We start from the raw sequence: 20,719 nt of genomic DNA, 5'->3' as shown, positions 1-20,719 counted from the left end.
TCCTAATGAGTCGATGAAATATGTTTCATTGCTTGCTCTAAAGTCGGTTGAGTGCCGTCTAACCAATGTATTTTAGTGCCATTTTTTTCTAAGCGTCTTAACCACGTTGCCTGCTTTTTAGAGAATAAATGGATCGCACTATTAAGTTTCTGAAACATATCGTTTTTCGTTAACTGACCTTGTAAGTATTGAGCTACAAATCGATACTCTAAACCATAAAAATTCAATGTTTCCCACGATACACCTTGCTGATGCAGTTGTTCCACTTCTTCTATTAAACCTTGCTCTAAACGTTCTTTTAAACGTGTGGTAATTCTTTGTTTAACAATTTCTTTTTCCCAATTAATCGCGGTAATAAAAGGCGTAAGTTTAGGGAAGTAAACCACATTTTCTGGCGTGTTTTTCTCACCTTCAGCAATCTCTATGGCTCTAATTAAGCGTTGAGTATCAATAAGGTCGGTAGTGTTATGTAAATTGGGTTTAAGTTGTTTTAATCGTTCAACCAGGTTTTCGTGATCTTGCTCGGCTAACTCTGCACGCAACTCTGGATTTTCAGGTACTTCAACCAGTCTATAACCTTTAATAATTGAATCCACATATAAGGCTGAGCCACCCGCTAATATTGGTAATTTATTACGAGCACTTATGTCTTCAAACGCTGTGATAAAGTCGCGTTGAAAATCAAAAATATTATATTCGTATCCAGGTTCAACTATGTCAATTAGGTGATAAGGAATTTCTTGATACTCTTCAAGGTCTTTACCGCTACCTATATCTAAACCTTTATATACTTGTCTTGAGTCAGCTGACATAACTTCGCCATTTAAAAATCGAGCGAGATCGACAGCAAGCTTTGTTTTACCAGAAGCTGTAGAGCCGAGAATAACGAGTAAGTTGAATGCAGACATGGTTTTTCCTAATACCAAAATATTTGAATGGTATGAACATAATAAGTATCGCTATTATACCGATTGGCTTGATGAATTCATCCGTTGATGAGTGTTTAAAATGGCATATCTGCACATTCATGTGGTTTGGGTATATAATGCCGAGATAATTTTTCATCAAAATATTCATGTAATTCAAGTTATTTATGCCGACAAAAAAAGATAAAAAAGAAACAACAAAAAAAGCTTCAACGCCTGAAGTAAAAAACTCCCCTTCAAAATCTAAACGGATCTTCACATGGTGTGCAATCACTGCCGCTAAATTGTTCTTTATTTTAGTATTAATCCTATTTCTTTATAGTATTTATTTAGATGGAAAAGTAAGGAATAAGTTTGAAGGGCAGCGTTGGGAAGTGCCTATTCAAGTATTCTCAAAAGCTGAAGACTTTATGTTGGATGATCCTATCAATTTACCAGCTTTATCATCGTCATTAAAATTTGCAGGTTATACACGAGTAAGTGAGGTAAAGAATCCTGGTGAGTATGCGATGTCGGCTTCGCGTATTGTGCTTTATCGTCGAGCTTTTAATTATACTAATGAGATGCAAGTTGCTAATAAAATTCAAATTGATGTTGTTAATGGCAGTATAAATAAACTTTTTGTTGATAACCACGGCGTTAACTTAGTGCGCTTAGAACCTATATTGATGGATAGGATTTTACCTGCAAGCAAAGAAGATCGTGTTTTAACGCCAATAGGCAATGTGCCTGTACTTTTACTTGATACTTTATTGTTGGTGGAAGATCGTAATTTTTACTTTCATAAAGGTGTATCTCCATTAGGTATTGCAAGAGCACTTTACAGCAATATTTTAGCAGGCAGAACCGTTCAAGGTGGTAGTACTTTAACGCAGCAATTAGTTAAGAATATGTTTTTAACGCGTGATAAAACGCTATGGCGTAAAGTGAATGAAGCCATAATGTCGCTAATATTAGAGTATCGTTATAATAAAGATCAGTTGCTTGAAGCTTATATTAATGAAGTGTATTTAGGGCAAAATTATGCCAATGCTATTCATGGTTTTGGCTTAGCCGCAGAGTTCTATTTTAATCAAAATATTGATCAATTAACTGTTGAGCAAACGGCAATGCTGGTAGGTATTGTTAAAGGTCCTAGTTATTACGATCCTTGGTTAAAACCTGAGAATGCGAAGTCTAGACGTGACTTAGTATTAAAGTTGATGTTTGAGAAAGAGTTAGTCAGTAAAGCTGATTTTGTGACAGCGATTGAATCGCCTTTAACTGTAAGAGAAGAGCGTAGGCTTTCTCGTCAAAAATTCCCAAGCTACATGCAGTTGGTTAAACAAGAACTGGCTGAGTTGATGAGTAAATATGATCAACAATCAGGTATTTCAGTATTTACAGGCTTCTCTCATTACAGCCAAGAGCTTTTAGAAGAAACTGTTGAAGAACGTTTACCTAAACTTGATGCAGCAAATGAACTACAAGCGGCTATGGTAGTAAGTGACATTAAAACAGGTGAAATTAAGGCTATAGTGGGTGGTAAGAAAAGTGGCTATGCTGGTTTTAATCGTGCAATAAATGCTAACAGACCTATAGGTTCATTAGTTAAACCTGCGATCTATTTAGCTGCTTTAGAGCGTTATGAAAACTACTCTTTGGCTACTGTATTAGAAGATAAATCAATAACCTTAACCTCAGATAACGGCAGTAAATGGAGTCCAAAAAACTATGATGGTGAATATCGCGGCCAAGTTAATTTAATTGATGGTTTAGTGCAGTCGTTAAATATTCCTACCGTTAATTTAGGTATGCAAATAGGCTTGCCAAATGTTGCAGATGTATTTCATGTTTTAGGATTTGATAAAGATATTACTATTCGCCCTTCAATGTTATTGGGCTCTATCAATATGTCGCCAGTAGAAGTTAATCAGTTTTATTTAGCAATAGCTTCAGGTGGTTATGCTAAAGAAGGTCATGCTATTACTCGTGTTATTTCTTCGCAAGGCGAAACACTTTGGCAGTTTGAAAGAGCAGACACACAGCTATTTTCTTCTCAAGCATCGTACTTACTTGATTATGCCTTATCAAAAGTTTCTAAAGAAGGCACAGCTAGATCATTAACTTGGCGGCTTCCAAATAAAGAAATACTAGGTAAAACAGGAACAACCAATGATCAAAGAGACAGTTGGTTTGTTGGTTACGATAATAAGCATTTAGTTACATCATGGGTTGGGCGAGATGACAATAAACCTACTACACTTACTGGAAGTAGTGGGGCGTTAGTACTTTTTGCTGATTATATGAATAAGCAAGGTGTAGAAAATAAGCAATTAATACCGCCTGAAAATATTGATTTGGTTACTTTTGAGAAAAGTACAGGCAATGCTGTTTCAGATAATTGCAATGAAACAGTTATTTTGCCGGTCAATAGTAATTATCTACAGACATTAGAAACTTGTGCTTATAGTTCATCTAAAAAAGATTCATGGTTTGATAAGATTTTTAGAAAATAGAGTTGTGATAGATATAACGTTATAAGGTTATGTGTTTAATTTTTTTATTTTTTAAATATTAACTTTATATATGTGTTGTTTTTTTTAATCTAAGCTTTTGTATTTATTGTTTTATTATTACTCGTTGTTATGTTCTTAAGCTCTTATTGAGATAGCCGAATATCAAGTTTTATAAATTACACTTTACAACTTGTAACAGAAAGTGTTAATTTTTGTTAATGTAATGTAAAGGTTAAGCGGTATTTTACATATCAAAATGTAATTGACCTGAAGTTGATTCAGGCAAGAAATTAAAATACTCATTATCCTTCCCATTATATTCTAGATGTTCTCGATCTTAGTTTGATGTTTGTTCAGAAATCACAACAGAGGTATGTATGAAATATCGTTTAGATTATGTCACCTTTAATATTTTGCCTAATAATATTATTGAAACCATTATTGATGAAGGTGTTACGCTCACTTTAGAGATGAGCGAAGAAATACGAAAGACTTTAGCGCCAGTAAAAACTAAAGATTTCGCTTGTTTGTTTAATAACATTAATGATTATAAATTATCGTTTGAAACTCAATTTAATATGATTTCAGAAGATAATCTTATTGCATTAGCATTTGTTTATTACACTGAAGAATCAAGGCTACAAGCCGAGAAATTGGTTAAGCTGCGAGCAGTTGATAATTGGAATGTTAAAATGTTTTCGGGGTTAGAAATGGGCTGGCAAGAAGCTCATGATTGGTTAACTAGTGAAGTGAACCGTTCTCAAACTATTGCTCCTGCTCCCAGGCAACCTCAAACGATAACTGAACAATAGAATTTTTACTTTTATATTGTTATTTCACCGTTCTAATCTCCATAAAAGCCCTTACATTTTACCGCTTGTTCAGATTTCAGATTACCACTTACTAAAAAGGTAGATACATTGAAGTTATCTACCTTTAGTTTTATCTAACATTCTAATTTTTGACTTCAAAAGTTCTTAATTTGTTGATTTAAAAATTAAACCAACAAATACACTCTCGTTTATCTCTGCGCTAATTTATTATAATTGCGCGAAACATTTATCTGCTGCAGCTAACGTTTTATCAATAATGTCATCTGTATGAGCTGTTGATAAAAAGCCTGTTTCGAAAGCTGATGGTGCTAAGTAAATACCTTCATCTAACATTAAATGAAAGAACTTTTGAAACCTTTCGCCGTCACAGGCTGTTGCTTGAGCAAAAGTTGTAATGGTTTCTTTTGAATCAGTGAAGAAAAATCCAAACATACCACCCACGTAATTAATGCTTAATGCAATGCCATGTTTTTCTGCAGCAGCTTTCAAGCCTAAAGATAACTTTTTAGTGCCTTCAGATAACTGCTGATACTTATTACCTTTTGATAATTCATTTAAAGACGCTAAGCCAGCTGCCATTGCAATTGGGTTACCTGATAATGTACCTGCTTGGTAAACTGGACCAATAGGTGCGATATAATCCATGATTTCAGTTTTACCGCCAAAAGCACCAACGGGCATGCCACCACCAATAACTTTACCTAATGTGGTTAAGTCTGGAACTATGTTGTAATGAGCTTGTGCGCCGCCAAGTGCTACACGAAAACCTGTCATTACTTCATCAAAAATTAATACACTCTTGTGCTGATCACAAACTGCTCTTAAACCTTCAAGAAATCCTGCTACTGGAGGAATACAGTTCATGTTACCTGCAACAGGTTCAACAATAATACAGGCTATTTCGTCTTTATATTCTTCGAAAATAGCTTTTACTTCTTCAATATTATTAAAGCTTACTGTTAGTGTATGTTTAGCAAAATCTGCAGGAATACCTGGAGAGTTTGGGATCCCCATCGTTAATGCACCTGAACCTGCTTTAACAAGTAATGAGTCAGCATGACCGTGATAACAACCTTCAAATTTTAATATTTTATCGCGACCTGTATAACCTCTCGCTAAACGAATTGCGCTCATGGTAGCTTCTGTACCTGAACTTACCATACGAAGCTTTTCCATTGATGGAACAAGTTCTTTAACTTTTTCAGCCATGGTAATTTCAATTTCGGTAGGAGCACCAAAACTTAAACCATTTTTAGCTGTAGTGATAACGGCATCTAAAATTGCAGGGTGATTATGACCTAAAATCATAGGTCCCCATGAACCTACGTAATCTATATAGGCTTTATCGTCAGCATCATAAATGTAAGCACCTTCAGCACGTTTTATAAAACGAGGCGTTCCACCTACACCATTAAAAGCGCGTACAGGGGAGTTAACGCCACCAGGGATAGTTTGTTGTGCATTTTCAAATAGTTGTTCAGATTTATTCATGTGTCATTCCAGTCTTTAGTCGAGCTAATTATTTATTTGTATGCCAAGTTACTGGCTGTTCATATTGGGTAAGCTTATTTTCAACATTCAAGGTAAGAGCAAATAATGCCATACGTACAAGTACGCCATTTTGTGCTTGTCTGAAAATAGCTAAGTTATCTAGCCCATTTAAGTCGTCATCTAATTCATTCGCATCAGGGCGAGAGTCTCTAGGTAACGGGTGCATGATAACGGTGTTTTCTTTACAATATTGATGATAAACATCTTTATTCAAACTAAAGTGACCACGATATAAGTCGGCTTCATCTTTACTAGCAAAACGTTCTTGCTGAATACGTGTTTGATAAATAACGTCGCAAGCAAGATTACCTTCTATTTTATCTGTTTGAATAACTTCATGACCGGCATTGGTTAATGTAGATATTACGCTGTCTGGCATTTTTAATGCATCAGGCGAAATCATGGTTACTTTCACATTTTTGTATAAACTTAATAACTTAGATAATGAGTGAACTGTTCTTCCGTGCTTTAAATCACCCATTAGTGTGATGTTTAAATTATCTAAACCTTTATTAAAAGGAGTCATTTCAGATTTTATTGTAAATAGATCAAGTAATGCTTGAGTAGGGTGCTCGTTTGCACCATCGCCACCATTAATAACGGGTACGCTGCTACCTTTGGCGAACTCTTCTACTGAGTGCATTTGAGGATGACGCATAGCAATAACGTCTGAATAACCACTGATAACTCTAGCGGTATCAAATAATGATTCGCCTTTGCTTAAAGATGAGTTTTCTTGGCCTACCGTTTCTCTAACAAAACCACCAAGTAAATTAAATGCAGCACCAAAGCTAACGCGAGTACGCGTACTCGGTTCAAAAAATAAGTTATTTAAAATTGCACCATCAAGCACAGTACAACGTTTTTGCCTCATCGCATAAGGTGCCATGAGAGAAGATACTTCTAAAATACGAGAAATGGAATCGCGGTCAAATTGCGACACAGAAAGTATATGACTTCCTTCAAATTTCATCATGTTTATATACCTAAATGTGGGTAGTTTTGTTGTGAAGGTAAAGGCTAAGAATAATCTTTACCATGCTATCTGTATTTCATTTTTAACGAGCAGGAATATAGCATAAAAGGCAATTTAATATCATTAATATTGCCGTGAGCTTGTGCTGTTTATTTATCGAGTTATTACTAAAATGGTTTCACATAAACCAGAATAATAATGGAAAATAAAGCTAATACGGGTAATTCATTGAATAAACGATAAAAGCGCCCCGATCTAGTGTTAGCGTCATTTTGAAATGTTTTAACTATTTTAGAACAGTACAAATGATAAATAACCACTAAAATTACTAGAAAGAGTTTTGCGTGTAACCAGTCAGATGTAGCGAACCAATCTAAACCATACTGAGCAATTATCGCAATGCCAAAGCCTATAGTTAACAAGGCAAATGGCGTGATAAACCGAATTAACCTTTTTTCCATTCCTTTTAAATGTTCACTGACTTCTTTTGATTCTGTTTCTGCGTGATTTACAAATAAGCGTGGCAGGTAAAAAATACCCGCAAACCATGCCACCATAAAACCAACATGAAAGGCTTTTAACCATAAAATTGTAGTCATTAATTTATATTTCCTTCAACTAAAAATCGTCTAACTTGAGCAAAAGTAATGATGCCAAGAACATCATCCATATTATCGCCATAAATATAAACAGCGCCCTTACGCTTTTTTTCTAAAAGTGAATACACTTCCATAAGGGTAGCTTGTGCATGAAGTGGCAGTAATAATTGCTGTGTTAGCTTAATACTGTTATCCGCTTGGTTATTTGTGTGGCTTTCTGAGCTTTCCGTAACTTCGTTATGGATTGAATAATAAACACCACTTGTTGATTCATCGTCATTTACTTGTTCAAGTAAAAAGTGTTTTTCTTCAAGCTGGCTTAAATGTTCAATTTTTTGTTGTTCTGATAACTGGTTTATTATTTCGAAATTCTCGTTCATTACTCCCAGTACACCGACGCGTTGTAATGACTTTTCTAAAGGGGGTTTGCGATAGATTAAATTCTGTATTTCAAGCTGCATAACAAAAAGTGATCTATTACCAAGAAATTGCCCCGAAACTATGCACGAAGTTCCTATTATTATCATCGCAGGCATAATAACTTCTAACTGGTTAGATAATTCTACAACGGTAATTAATGCTGCTAAAGGAGCATTTAAAGTCGCAGCCATCATTCCTGCCATACCCATTAAAGCGAAATCACTCGTGAGATATACATCAGGATAATAAGACTGAATGAATACGGCTGTACAACTGCCTGCAATTGCACCTATACCTAATATAGGACCTATTGCTCCGCCAGGGATACCTAATCCTAACGCACTGATGGTCATAATTAATTTAGCAATTAATAAACCCATTAAAAAGAAAAGTGAAGGGTTATCGCTGATAGAGAAATCAATCGCACCAAAGTTAGTGCCTAAAGCTTGAGGTACTACATAGCTTAATAAAGACGTGATTAGCGCGGCTAACATTAAACGACTAACAATATGATATTTCTCTGAATGTTTAATAGTTGCGACTAAATATTTATTAAAACCAAAAGATAGAACACCGATGGCAATCGCGAATAAAATAAGTACAGGGAAATGTTCAAGCTCTAAAACAATGGTCTGAAAATATTCAAACTCGTGGGCAGGTCCTAAGACACTGGTTGTGATCATAGAACCGACAAGTGATGCCATCATAATAGGAATGAATATATGAACTTTGTATTCTCTTAGGATTACTTCCATGACAAAAATAACCGCAGCAACTGGAGTATTAAAACTAGCTGAAATAGCTGCAGCAATACCACAGGCAGATAGAGTACGAATACTATTGTGAGGTAGTTTTAAAAAGCTACCTAAATAGCCACTAAATGCAGCACCAAGGTGAATAGCAGGGCCTTCTCTTCCCACTGAAAAACCAGACGCTAGTGCAATGGCACTGCCAATAAATTGATGAATGGTATTACGTAAAGGGATAACGCCATGAGCAACTTTTAAGCGATGTAGAACAAAAGGTATACCTGTTCTTAAATATTTGTATCCAGTGATCCAAGACACTAATAAAATAACGATAGCGCCGAATATAGGGAGAAGAAAACGACTTAGCTCACTTATACTGTTATAGTTATCTTTCTCGCTTAAATATAATTCTTGTAAAGCGGTTGTTGCCATTGTAAAACCCACAATAAGCATAGCCGACAAAGCACCACCTATACTTGCCAATAAACAAAGTTGCCAAGAGGTAATAGGAAGCGATAAACGCTTTTTTAATGAGAATAAAATCATTATAAATAAGTCGTACAGAGGTCGTTGTTATTCATATAAATATGATTGTAAATCCTTGTATAAAATACAGGCTTTAATAGCATATACTGTGAAAAATAATTTTTTAAAATATACAATATATTAATACTTTTTATATGAATTGGTTAGCAAAAATAGATCTCAATGCTGTGGTGAATAAAATAGGTGTTTTTCGTTCATCTATTCTATTAGGCATGCTTATTATTACTTGCATCTTTGTTGGCTATAGAATGGGTAACTATTTTCATGGTCATCAAGAACAGTCTCTATCTTATCATAAAAAAAGATTAGAGCTTTTGTATAACCAGCAAGCAGGTCAAATAAAAAGAATAAACACATTAGAAGTTGAGTTAGAGCTTGAGAAAATGGCGAGTCAAAAGTCATTAGCCCTATTAAAAGACGTTGAGAATGAACATTTCCAACTAAAAAAAGAACTCGCTTTTTATGAAAAAATTATGGCACCTGAAAAAGAAGCTAATGGTGTTGTGCTTGATAATTTCCTTGTCTCTAAAACAGAGACTGCTAATCGATATATTTTCCGAACGTTTTTAGTGCATCAATTAATTCAAAAACGTTACGCCAAAGGTTATATCGATATAAAAATATCAGGCAATGTAAAAGGGAAAACTACAGTATTAAGTATCGACAAACTTTCAGAGCTTACAAAAAAAGATTTATCTTTTAGTTTTAAGTTCTTCCAAGTTGTTGAAGGTGCTTTTGTTTTACCTGAAGATTTCTCGCCTGAAAAAATTAATGTCATTGTTACTTTGCCCAAAGGGCGTTGGCAAAAATATCATCGTTTAGAAGAAAGCTTTAAATGGAATCTTAAATCAGGCCGTTTAACTAAATCACTTCCTGTAATACTTGACTAAAACAGTCAAGTTTACGATAATCGCACCCAGTTTCAATGTAACAAGTAGAGAGTTATGTCTAACCCAGATTTACCTATTAAATTTTCAGACGCTGCAGCAACTAAAGTACTTTCTTTAATTTCTGAAGAAGAAAATCCAGAACTTAAATTACGTGTTTATGTAACAGGTGGTGGATGTTCAGGTTTTCAATACGGATTTACCTTTGATGAGAAGGTGAATGAAGGGGATATGACTATAGAGAAAAAAGGTGTAACTATGGTAGTTGACCCTATGAGTATTCAATATTTAGTTGACGGTGAAGTTGATTATGTTGAAGGCTTAGAAGGCAGTCGCTTTTTAGTTAATAATCCTAATGCAACAACAACATGTGGTTGTGGTTCTTCTTTTTCTATCTAAATCCCTCACTGTTCAAATATCATTTTCAGTTTAGTTATACTTCTATATTTAACGATAATATAGCTAAGCTGAAAAGAAAATTCTTCCTTTTCATTTTCTTATATTCCTCTATTATAAATGTAGCTGTTATAGCTCAACTTTCTGTTGATTAGTTTGTTTAAACTATACGCATGTCACATTAATTTTATGAATACTATCATTCACAATACAATTATAGGATCTTCAATGTTTAATAACTTGTTTAAAATAGGGATGTTTTCACTCGCTTTAGTTAGTGGTGTGTCGAATGCCGACGTACTTAGTACAACTGAAGAAAAGCAATTGATGGCTTTAAAAGAAACAGCATTATCGTCTAACTTATCTTACGATTTGATTGAGTCGTTAACGACAGAAGTCGGTCATCGTTTAGTGGGCTCTGAAGGTGATAAAAAGTCAATCGCCTGGGCTGTAGATAAAATGAAAGCGCTGGGTTTCGATAAAGTATGGACTGAAGACTTAACGGCAACTTACTGGCACCGTGGTGAAGTAGATGCAAAAGTTATTGCTCCATACCCACATGATGTTGTAGCTATCGCATTAGGCGGTAGTGTTGGAACGGGTGAAAAGGGGATTACAGCAAACCTTGTTCATTTTAAAACATTTGAAGATTTAGAAGCTGCAGAAGATAATAGCTTAAATGGAAAGATAGTTTTCATTTCTAATCGTATGGAACGCCATATTGATGGTAAAGGCTATGGTCCTGCTGTTGCAGCAAGAGTTCATGGCGCTGCCGTTGCTGGTAAAAAAGGCGCTTCGGCTATTATCATTCGCTCAATTGGTACTGATGATAATCGTTTAGCTCATACGGGTTCAGTTCGATACCCTGAAGGTAGCGTGAAAGTTGCTGCGGCAAGTATTTCAAACCCTGATGCTGATATGTTATTAAACCAGCTTAAGCGTTCTGATGAAGTAGAATTCTTTTTAAAGCTAACATCACATAGTGATCCTAAAGTTGTAGCAAATACAGCTAACGTTATCGGTGAACTAACAGGTAGTGAATTTCCAAACGAATATATAACATTAGGTGCTCATCTTGATAGCTGGGATGTAGGAACTGGTGCCGTTGATGATGGTATAGGTGTAGGTATGATGATGGCAACGGTACATCATATAGCTCAATTACCTGTTAAACCTAAGCGTACTATTCGTGTTATTTTATTTGCCGCTGAAGAGATTGGTTTAGTAGGCGCAAAAGCTTATGTTGAAAAGCGTAAGGGTAATATGAAAGGTCATGCTATTGGTGCTGAATGGGACTTTGGTGTGGGTCCAATTTACGAAATGAGAACAGGCGTAGGTAAAAAGTCACTTCCTGCATTACATGAATTTGGTGAATATTTAGAGCCTTTAGGTGTAACGGTAAGTAAAACTAATACAGCTCAAGCGCAATCTGATATGAGCTTAATGAGTAAAGCGGGTATGCCTAGCGTAAACTTTGCACCTGATGGTAGTTTATATTTTGATTATCATCATACACAAAATGATACGTTAGATAAGGTAGACGCTGAGGCGTTAAAACATAATACAGCGGTTTATACTATGTTTGCTTATTTTGCTGCTCAATCAGGTGTAGATTTTAGCAAGTAACCTGAATGTAAATTAAATACGATAACTTTATCATTAGTTTAGTACTAACGCTGATGTAAAGTTATCGTTTATCTTATTCAAAAATAACTCACTCACTTCTTTAATCTTCAAACTCAGTCATTTTCTTACTTAAATATAATTGTTGATCTGCTTTTTTTAATAACTCTTGCATCGTTAACGTGCCATCACTGACCGCAGAGCCACAACTAATGGTAATTGGTAGGCTTTTATCTTCGTATTGCATTGGATGATCGACAAAGTATTTACATAGCCTTCTGGCGGCAACTAATGATTCATCATACGTTTGGCTTGCTAACGTAACAACAAACTCATCTCCAGCGTATCGGAAGCAACGATCATTTTCTCTGATCAGCTGTTTAAGTGTTTGCGCGACATAAACTAATACTTGGTCTCCACAATCATGACCATAGGTATCATTAATCTTTTTGAAACGATTACAATCAATAAATAGTACAGCAAATGAAACGCCGTATCTTTTTTGACGTATAAGCTCTTCGCTAATTGACGACTCCATTAATCTACGATTAGCGACACCTGTTAATCTATCGTAATTCGCTATATATTCTAGCTGCTCGCGTGCGAGGACATTGGATAAACATAAACTCACTTTTACTGCCAGTTGCTCCAAATGAAAGGTACCTAAATTAGGTGTAAATCGAGTTTTGTCTGTGTCGGTAAATAATAAGCTACCAAACAATTTATTTTCTAAAATGAGCGGTGTTAAAGCAAAAGATTGACCGCCTTCTAATATTTTAGACGGAATACTATGCAATAAATCATCAACATTGTCAGTAAGGAAAGGACGGTTATTAAGGTGAAACTCTTTGAGTTCTGGATAGCTAACCGCTGTAGTGTTTTGCTGATACCAATAAGACTGAATACTTTCATTCATTAAAAATGAAATAGGAGTCGGATCTACTAATAACAAACGAATGTTGGTTAAGTTAAACTTATCTTTAATGGAGTTTAATAAACGTTGCAGTAATTCGTCACTGGAATTACATGCTAATACTTCAGTTTCAATCTCAAATAACTTTTTTGCTATGGCTTCGTTTGCTTTAGCCTTTTCAATTAATTGCTTTAATTCAGACATCACAACTCTTTTCTTATTATCTCTTAAAGCATTGTTATATGAAGCTTGTTCTTGTGCAAGAGCTTAGCTGCTATTTTATGGTATTAAACTTGCTGCATTTTATGAAGGCTTAATTGTCAAAGATCGGACGTTGCGGTTAATGTTTTTATTTAACGGCCGATAACGAGTAACTAATGTGATTAATTGATCGTATTAATGAATAGAAAATACGTAACACTTTTAGTTTTTTATACTTTTATTTAATGGGTTTTTATATGAAGTTTTCTTATTTCTCCGTTTTCTTAAGCTTATTTATTTCGTTTCAGTCATCTGCTGAAGCCTTAAAGGTTGTGCAAATTTATACCGACAATCAATTGCTCGACCTCATAAAAGAAAATAAACATTTAGGACAAGTTGTTCTTGATGGATGCCAACTGGTTCAAGATATTGAAGCACGTGCAACTAAATCTAAAATGCCAGCTTATATCTTTTTATGGGGTGATATGTTGGCTTATGGTGTATGTGTAAAAAAAGACGTTGAATTAGGACTTTATTACATGCAAGAAGCCGCTGACCAAGGTTTAGCAGAAGGGCTTGAGCAACTAGGGCGTTATTATCATATAGGTAAATTTGTTCAGGTTGATATGGATAAAGCTATTCGTTATTTAAAAGAAGCGGCAACATTAAAAAACTTAAGAGCACAAATTAGATTGGCTGAAATATACGATAAAGGTTTTGGTAGCCCACTTGATTACCCTGCGTTGTATTCTCAACTTCATCGTGCCGTAACAGAAGATAAAAAAGTACATAAGCAAATATCAACACTCTTACTAAAGCTTGCCGATAAAATGCCTGAGCGTGTGGTAAATGCGGCAAAAGTTACCGAATATTAGAATTTATTACCTTGAGAATTTTTCTTTGAAAAAAAAACGTGATTAGCTCACGGTTTTTATTCTGAGTATTATTACGCTTTATTGCTTTCTATATAACTATCAACAAGCTCAGACAGCACATTTAAAGGTACAGGACCATTTTTTAGTACAATGTCATGAAACTCTTTTATATCGAATTTATCACCTAGTAATGCTCTAGACTTTTCTCGTAATTCAATTATTTTCATCATGCCAATTTTATAAGCTGTTGCTTGTGATGGCATTACAATATGTCGTTCTACCATTTTAACCGCATCAGACTTAGCATTAGGAGTATTGGTTACATAGTATTCAATACCTTGTTCACGAGTCCATTTTTTACTGTGAATACCTGTATCTACAACTAATCTACAAGCTCGCCATAACTCCATGGCTAAACGTCCAAAGTCCGAATAAGGGTCTTGGTATAAGCCTATTTCTTTTGGGATCATTTCTGAATAAAGTCCCCAACCTTCAGTATAAGCAGTATAACCACCAAACTTTCTAAACTTAGGAATATCTGTTAATTCTTGTTTTATAGCTATTTGCATGTGATGACCAGGTATACCTTCATGGTAAGCTAATGCCGCCATTTGATAACTTGGCATTGCTGCCATATCGTAAAGGTTTGCATAGTAAATTCCTGGGCGTGAACCATCAGGAGCAGGTTGTTGATAAAAGGCTTTGCCTGCTGATTTTTCACGGAAGCTTTCAACCGCTTTAACTTTCAATTTAGCTTTAGGCTTTGTTAAAAATAAACTATCTAATCGACCTTCCATATCGTCAATAAGTGCCACAGCTTCATTCAAATATTGTGTTTTTCCTGTTTCACTTTGCGCATAGTAAAATTGTTTGTCATTTCGCATAAAGTTAAAAAATTGATTCAAGTCGCCTTTAAAATCAACTTTTTTCATAATCAGACGCATCTCATTATGAATACGTTCAACTTCACTTAATCCTATGTTATGAATTTCATTAGACGTTAATTCTGTTGTGGTTGTGCGTTGTAAGGCATTATTGAAATAAGCATCACCATCAGGGAATTTCCACACACCATCTCGGGTATCAGCTTTATTTTGTAGCTCAGTAATGTATGAAATAAGTTTTTCATATGCGGGTTTCAAATCAGTAATTAATGCTGTGTTAAGCTCAGAAATTAAAGTAGATTTTTCAGCATCTGATAAATCTAATTTTTCTATTTTTCCAGTAAAGTCTTCTAATAAAGTGCTACTTTTCCCATTACTCTCTGTAAAAGGCGCACCAACTAATATGTTGTTTGAATCACGAATTACATGATTAAAAACAAATTTAGGTGCAATAATACCTTTGGCTTCTCTAGTTTTTAGTTGCTCAACTACTTGTGCCATGAGTTTTTTAGTTCGATGAACACGGCTGATATAATCTTTAGCTTCTTTAACATTACTGATTGTGTGCTGATTAATTAAAAATGAAGGTACTTGTGCATGAAAACCTCGCATTTGGTTTACAGGATAAGAATGGAAGCGCCATTTGTGATCCGAAATTGTATTCTCTAATTTTTGTACAAGTAAACGATGGCTAAGCTTAGTTTGAGTATCTAATAAGCTCATATCAATCGCTTTTACTTTTAATAAATCAGCTTTTGAAAATGCGAGTTCTTTTAATGTGTTTTCTTCAGAAATATCATTCCATTTATCATAATCTGTTTTAATGCCAAGATAGGTTTGCATCATTGGACTACGGTTAACACCTTCCGTAAAAATCGTATCAAATAACTCATTGGCTTTTTTAGAAGCTAAGGTTATTTGTTCAGTATTATTTTTTGATTCACCATTAATTTCTTTTGAATCAGTATTTTTATGTGTGACTTTATTTTCTGCACAAGCAGAGAGTAAAGCGGTAGATATTGCTATAACGAGTAGAGATCGTTTAAGTTTCATATTCTTCCTTTTATATGGGCTATATTTACGTTATATAACGAATATACATTAATAAGAACTAAACATTATAGTGGCGATTTAATTGAAGACAAAACTTAATTAAGTTCATTAATTCGCATAATGAAAGCAATAGCGTATAATGAAGAAAAATATTATTGAAACTACGCTGTGACCATAAAAGACCCTTTTTCAAAACGAGAAGCCGAAAAATACGAGCAACCTGTTGCTAGCCGAGAAGCTTATTCTGTCTGTTATTCAAGATGCTCCAATTCCTCCTACCTTCAATGCACTACTCAAAACTTTCAAATACACCGAAGAAAATAATAAAGTAGGTTTGAAACGTCGTTTACGTGCGATGGAAACTAGCGGGCAAATAATATTTAATAAATTTAAACAATACGCGATTGCACCTAAAGATAGTGTGTTAACGGGTAGAGTGACTGGCCATAGAGATGGATTTGGATTCTTTATTCCTGATGTAGCTCCAGGTGAAAAGCCAGGTAAAGACTTATACATATCCGCTCATGAAATGAAGCGTGTTATTCATGGTGATATTGTCGAAGCTATTCTAGTTGATAGAACCGATCGCAAGGGCAGAAAAGAAGTTCGCATTTTAGATGTGATCCAGCCTAGAAAGAGCGGTGTTGTTGGTCGAATCTTTGTAGAAAAACATATTGTTTACATGAAGCCTGACGATGCTCGAATTAAAATAGATATTTTAATTCAGCCTGATGATCGTATGGGTGCAAGACACGGACAAGTGGTTGTTGCAGAAGTAACACAACGTCCATCTAAAAGAGCTAATGCTGTAGGTAAAGTAGTTGAAGTACTTGGTGAGCATATGGCTCCAGGTATGGAAATTGAAATAGCTTTACGTGAGCATGATTTACCTCATGAGTTTTCTACAGAAGTTATGGAAGAAGTCAGTGTACTTTCTGATGAAGTAGAAGACGCGCCTAAAGCCTGTAGGAAAGACTTAAGAGATTTACCATTAGTTACGATAGATGGTGAAGATGCTCGAGATTTTGATGATGCGGTTTATTGTCGTCCTAACGAAAAGGGTGGTTGGACATTATGGGTCGCTATTGCAGATGTTAGCTACTATGTTCGAGATAAAACAGCGTTAGATGAAGAAGCAATATCAAGAGGCAACTCTGTTTACTTCCCAAGCCAAGTTATCCCTATGCTACCTGAAAAACTTTCTAATGGTTTATGTTCATTAAACCCAAATGTAGATCGTTTGTGTATGGTATGTGAAATGTCGATTGATGCTCAAGGTGAGCTAGTCGATTCTACATTTTACTCAGCGGTAATGCGTTCTCATGCACGTTTTACTTATACAAAAGTTGCTGCAATTCTTGATGGTGACGAAACACTTAAAGCTGAATATGCTGCATTAGTACCTGATTTAGAAAATCTAAATAGTATGTATCAAGCATTAAATGATTCACGCTTAAAACGTGGTGCTATCGCGTTTGAAACAGAAGAATCTAAGTTCATTTTTAATGACGATAAGAAAATTGCTTCTATCGAATCGCTTGTACGTAACGATGCGCATAAAATTATTGAAGAATGTATGATTTTAGCGAACGTTTCTACTGCTAAGTTTATTGAAAAGCATAAAGCTCATGGTTTATTCAGAGTACATGAAAAACCAAGTGGCGATAAATACAATAACTTCGTTACCTATATCCGAGAATTAGGTATTGAAACTCCAGCAAAAGAAGAACCAACGCCTGCTGATTACGGACAAATATTAAAACGAATTGCTGATCGACCTGATCAAGAACTTATTCAAACGATGTTGCTAAGATCGATGAAGCAAGCGGTTTATCAAAGTGATAATTTAGGTCACTTTGGTTTAGCACTTGAATCATATAGTCATTTTACTTCTCCAATTCGTCGTTACCCTGATCTTGTTGTACATCGTGTTATTAAAGCGATTCTAGAGAAACAAGCAGATAAGAAATTAACTGGCGCTAATGATGGTGAATATACTTACACCTCAGAGCAAGTGATTGAGCTTGGCGAGCATTGTTCTATGACAGAGCGCAGAGCTGATGATGCAACAAGAGATGTATCTGATTGGCTTAAATGTGAGTTTATGCAAGACCACATCGGCGATAGCTTTAATGGTGTTATATCAACTGTTACGAATTTCGGCTTATTTGTAAGGCTGGCTAACTTAGGTATTGAAGGCTTAATTCATATTAACTCACTCGGTCGTGATTATTATCGATTTGACGAAGTGAGGTTGTGTTTAACGGGTGAAAATACAGGAACTAAATACAAGGTGGGTGATGCCATTGAAGTTAAGGTTGCTGCCGTTAATTTAGATGAGAAAAAAATAGACCTAATGATTGATGGCGTTGTAGTTGATGAGAAATATCAGCGACGTTCACGCTCACCTCGTAAAGGTATGAAGAAAAATAGTGCGAGTGATACAGGTGCTAAAAAAGGAGCTAAAGGCTCTAAAGGAACTCCTGCCACAGTATCGGGTGATGCAAAGAAACCGAAGGCTAAAAAGAAAAAAGTTAAGAAGCCACGCCCTGGTAAAAATGCCCGCTCAAAAGTTAAATAGTTGATACAGTTAACCGTTAGTTAAACAAATTTGAAACATAAATAGATAAGTAATAAACATGGCAAAGCAAGACGAAGTAGTATTTGGTATTCACGCAATTAATTCTATGCTTAAAAGAGCGCCTGAATTATTTATAGAGTTATGGTTTTTAAAAGGTCGTGAAGACGAACGTTTAAAACCTATTATCAATTTAGCTAGAAAATACGGGATCCCTACACAGTTAGTGAACCGTAAAGTACTCGATGAGAAGAGTGAAGGCGAGCAGCATCAAGGCGTATTAGCCCGTGTAAAAGCAGGTAAAATATATACAGAGTCTGACCTTGATGACATAGTTGCAGCTGCTAATAAGAAAGAAGAACTTCCATTTTTCTTAATATTAGACGGTGTAACCGATCCTCATAACTTAGGTGCTTGTTTACGTAATGCTGACGCTGCTGGCGTACACGCTATTATTGTTCCTAAAGATAATGCCGCACGTATTACTGCAACGGTAAGAAAGGTTGCTGTTGGCGCTGCTGACACTGTACCTTTGGTACAAGTGACTAACTTATCTAGAACGATGAAACAGCTACAAGATTTAGGTGTTTGGATAGTTGGAACTGCTGGCGAAACTGATATCAACTTATACGATGTTAAGTTTGAAGGTGCTATGGCACTTGTTATGGGTGCTGAAGGCAAGGGTATGCGCCGTTTGACTCGCGAAAACTGTGATCAAATAGTCAAACTTCCTATGGCTGGAAGTGTCTCAAGTTTGAATGTCTCCGTTGCGACGGGCATATGCTTATTTGAAATTGTTAGGCAGAGATTGTCTTAACGATTTATAGATATGAATACACAGAGTGAATGTTTTTTACTTATTGTTGTACTTCAATCTTTAAAGATAATATGAGCGGCTTATGCCGCTTTTTTAATTTTTAATTCTTTATTTTTAACACCAAGCTATATTTCTAAAAGGTAGCATTTTTTTATTTTTAACTATTGATTTTAATAAGAAATATTTATTATCCTTTTATGTTAACAACAAGGATAAATAGAGATGAAACAGCTCTTTTATCTCCTTATTCAGTTTAACGCAGTATGTTGATAACAATAGCTTGCCTTTGTTGCTTAAATTCCCTACACTACGCGTCCTTAAATCAGCCTTAATTTTTGTTCCTTGTCTCAATACTGGTGTTGGCTGATCCAGGTAAGAGGCTACAACCGTAGGGAGCTCGTAATGCGTCATTACGAAATCGTATTTATGGTTCACCCTGATCAGAGTGAACAAGTACCTGGTATGATCCAGCGTTATACTGACTTGATCAATGCTGCTGAAGGCAAGATCCACCGTCTAGAAGACTGGGGTCGTCGTCAATTAGCATATCCAATCAATAAATTGCATAAAGCACACTATGTTTTAATTAACATTGAAGCGCCTCAATCAGTTATTGATGAATTAGAAACTTCTTTCCGTTATAACGATGTTGTTATTCGTAACATGATCATGCGTACTAAAGCTGCAGTAACTGAAGCTTCAGCTATGGCTGTAGCTAAAGAAGATCGCCGTGAAGTTAAGAAAGATGTTGCTGAAGAAGCGCCTGCTCAAGCAGAAACTGCTGAGAAAGCTACTACTGAAGAAGCTGCTGGCGAAGAATAAGTAACAGTGACAGTCTCTTTAACAGAGAATTGCCTTGTGTTGGTGGGAACGGTTGTTAAACGGCCAAAAACATCAACAAGCCCTGCAGGTATTCAACATTGTCAGTTTTCAATAGATCATCATTCTATTCAAAACGAAGCAGGTATGAACAGACAAGCGTTTGTTCGAATACAAGTAGTTGCTACAGGTGATATGTCGCAAAACTTAACTCGTGATTTAACTGAGGGCTGTAATATCAAAGTGACTGGTTTTATAAACCGCCACGAATCAAGAAATGGTAATCCACTTCTTGTATTACATGCTCAACAGATTGAAATGATTAATTAGGAGAAATCCATGTCTCGTTTTTTTAGACGTCGTAAGTTCTGCCGTTTTACTGCAGAAGGTGCTGTTTCTATCGATTATAAAGATATTGCAACACTAAAAAACTATATCACTGAAAGTGGTAAAATCGTTCCTAGCCGTATTACTGGTACAGCTGCTAAATATCAACGTCAACTTGGTCGAGCGATCAAGCGTGCTCGTTATTTAGCATTGTTACCATATACAGATTTACATAAGTAACCTAAAAA

17 protein-coding genes and 2 pseudogenes are annotated in these 20,719 nt (G+C 35.4%); 11 read left to right on the top strand and 8 right to left on the bottom strand.

The window, feature by feature from the left end; genetic code table 11:
• Positions 1-2 precede the first annotated feature (2 nt).
• The gene (gene miaA, locus ACPUVN_RS13890; protein ID WP_426369266.1) at positions 3-908 is read right to left on the bottom strand and encodes a tRNA (adenosine(37)-N6)-dimethylallyltransferase MiaA; all 906 of its coding nucleotides are present in this window, start codon (positions 906-908) and stop codon (positions 3-5) included.
• A 185-nt stretch (positions 909-1,093) separates the two neighbouring features.
• On the opposite strand from miaA, the gene mrcB reads away from it, so the two are divergent.
• Entirely contained in the window at positions 1,094-3,424 is a 2,331-nt protein-coding gene (gene mrcB / locus ACPUVN_RS13885; protein WP_426359737.1) for a penicillin-binding protein 1B, read from the top strand.
• 377 nt (positions 3,425-3,801) lie between these two features.
• On the top strand, positions 3,802-4,236 hold the full coding sequence (locus ACPUVN_RS13880) for a hypothetical protein (RefSeq protein WP_426359738.1): 435 nt from the start codon (positions 3,802-3,804) through the stop codon (positions 4,234-4,236).
• A 228-nt stretch (positions 4,237-4,464) separates the two neighbouring features.
• On the opposite strand, the gene hemL is transcribed toward ACPUVN_RS13880, so the two are convergent.
• From hemL to ACPUVN_RS13860, 4 genes are all read right to left on the bottom strand, one after another.
• A complete protein-coding gene (gene hemL / locus ACPUVN_RS13875) occupies positions 4,465-5,748 on the bottom strand; it encodes a glutamate-1-semialdehyde 2,1-aminomutase (RefSeq protein ID WP_426359739.1) in 1,284 nt (427 codons plus the stop codon).
• A gap of 28 nt (positions 5,749-5,776) precedes the next feature.
• Positions 5,777-6,784, bottom strand: coding sequence for an aspartate carbamoyltransferase (locus tag ACPUVN_RS13870; RefSeq protein ID WP_426359740.1), 1,008 nt, complete (start codon positions 6,782-6,784; stop codon positions 5,777-5,779).
• A 167-nt stretch (positions 6,785-6,951) separates the two neighbouring features.
• On the bottom strand, positions 6,952-7,383 hold the full coding sequence (locus ACPUVN_RS13865; protein ID WP_426369265.1) for a CopD family protein: 432 nt from the start codon (positions 7,381-7,383) through the stop codon (positions 6,952-6,954).
• Positions 7,383-9,098: a chloride channel protein gene (locus tag ACPUVN_RS13860; protein WP_426369264.1), complete on the bottom strand. Its 1,716-nt coding sequence runs from the start codon at positions 9,096-9,098 to the stop codon at positions 7,383-7,385. Before ACPUVN_RS13860 ends, ACPUVN_RS13865 begins: the two co-directional genes overlap by 1 nt.
• A 134-nt stretch (positions 9,099-9,232) precedes the next feature.
• On the opposite strand from ACPUVN_RS13860, the gene ACPUVN_RS13855 reads away from it, so the two are divergent.
• The 3 genes from ACPUVN_RS13855 to ACPUVN_RS13845 all read left to right on the top strand — a co-directional run bounded on the left by ACPUVN_RS13855 (position 9,233) and on the right by ACPUVN_RS13845 (position 12,007).
• Complete coding sequence (locus tag ACPUVN_RS13855) at positions 9,233-9,988, top strand: DUF6776 family protein (protein ID WP_426369263.1); 756 nt, start codon at positions 9,233-9,235, stop codon at positions 9,986-9,988.
• 54 nt (positions 9,989-10,042) lie between these two features.
• Positions 10,043-10,384: an iron-sulfur cluster insertion protein ErpA gene (gene erpA, locus ACPUVN_RS13850; RefSeq protein WP_426359744.1), complete on the top strand. Its 342-nt coding sequence runs from the start codon at positions 10,043-10,045 to the stop codon at positions 10,382-10,384.
• A gap of 225 nt (positions 10,385-10,609) precedes the next feature.
• Entirely contained in the window at positions 10,610-12,007 is a 1,398-nt protein-coding gene (locus ACPUVN_RS13845) for a M20/M25/M40 family metallo-hydrolase (protein ID WP_426359745.1), read from the top strand.
• Positions 12,008-12,107: 100 nt separating this feature from the next.
• Here ACPUVN_RS13845 and ACPUVN_RS13840 read toward each other — a convergent pair whose 3' ends face one another.
• Entirely contained in the window at positions 12,108-12,635 is a 528-nt protein-coding gene (locus tag ACPUVN_RS13840; RefSeq protein ID WP_426370572.1) for a GGDEF domain-containing protein, read from the bottom strand.
• 6 nt (positions 12,636-12,641) lie between these two features.
• Positions 12,642-13,133 (bottom strand): annotated as a pseudogene (locus tag ACPUVN_RS13835) (DUF484 family protein); the annotation flags it as partial.
• A 242-nt stretch (positions 13,134-13,375) separates the two neighbouring features.
• Between ACPUVN_RS13835 and ACPUVN_RS13830 the strand changes: the two are divergent.
• Positions 13,376-13,993 (top strand): tetratricopeptide repeat protein, encoded by a 618-nt coding sequence (locus ACPUVN_RS13830; protein ID WP_426359747.1) that lies wholly within the window; start codon positions 13,376-13,378, stop codon positions 13,991-13,993.
• A 71-nt stretch (positions 13,994-14,064) separates the two neighbouring features.
• Here ACPUVN_RS13830 and ACPUVN_RS13825 read toward each other — a convergent pair whose 3' ends face one another.
• Entirely contained in the window at positions 14,065-15,930 is a 1,866-nt protein-coding gene (locus ACPUVN_RS13825) for a DUF885 domain-containing protein (RefSeq protein ID WP_426359748.1), read from the bottom strand.
• A 168-nt stretch (positions 15,931-16,098) separates the two neighbouring features.
• Here ACPUVN_RS13825 and rnr point away from each other — a divergent pair.
• From rnr to rpsR, 5 genes and pseudogenes are all read left to right on the top strand, one after another.
• Positions 16,099-18,511 (top strand): annotated as a pseudogene (gene rnr / locus ACPUVN_RS13820) (ribonuclease R).
• A gap of 58 nt (positions 18,512-18,569) precedes the next feature.
• Entirely contained in the window at positions 18,570-19,325 is a 756-nt protein-coding gene (gene rlmB / locus ACPUVN_RS13815) for a 23S rRNA (guanosine(2251)-2'-O)-methyltransferase RlmB (protein ID WP_426359750.1), read from the top strand.
• 402 nt (positions 19,326-19,727) lie between these two features.
• The gene (gene rpsF, locus ACPUVN_RS13810) at positions 19,728-20,147 is read left to right on the top strand and encodes a 30S ribosomal protein S6 (protein ID WP_426359751.1); all 420 of its coding nucleotides are present in this window, start codon (positions 19,728-19,730) and stop codon (positions 20,145-20,147) included.
• Positions 20,148-20,153: 6 nt separating this feature from the next.
• Entirely contained in the window at positions 20,154-20,474 is a 321-nt protein-coding gene (gene priB / locus ACPUVN_RS13805; RefSeq protein WP_426359752.1) for a primosomal replication protein N, read from the top strand.
• 9 nt (positions 20,475-20,483) lie between these two features.
• Entirely contained in the window at positions 20,484-20,711 is a 228-nt protein-coding gene (rpsR, locus tag ACPUVN_RS13800) for a 30S ribosomal protein S18 (protein WP_076417170.1), read from the top strand.
• Positions 20,712-20,719: the final 8 nt, after the last annotated feature.

The sequence above is a fragment of the Pseudocolwellia antarctica genome (assembly GCF_049933045.1).
GTDB lineage: Bacteria > Pseudomonadota > Gammaproteobacteria > Enterobacterales > Alteromonadaceae > Pseudocolwellia.
The sequence above is the reverse complement of the archived record's forward strand: the minus strand, read 5'-3'. Positions and strand labels throughout refer to the sequence as shown.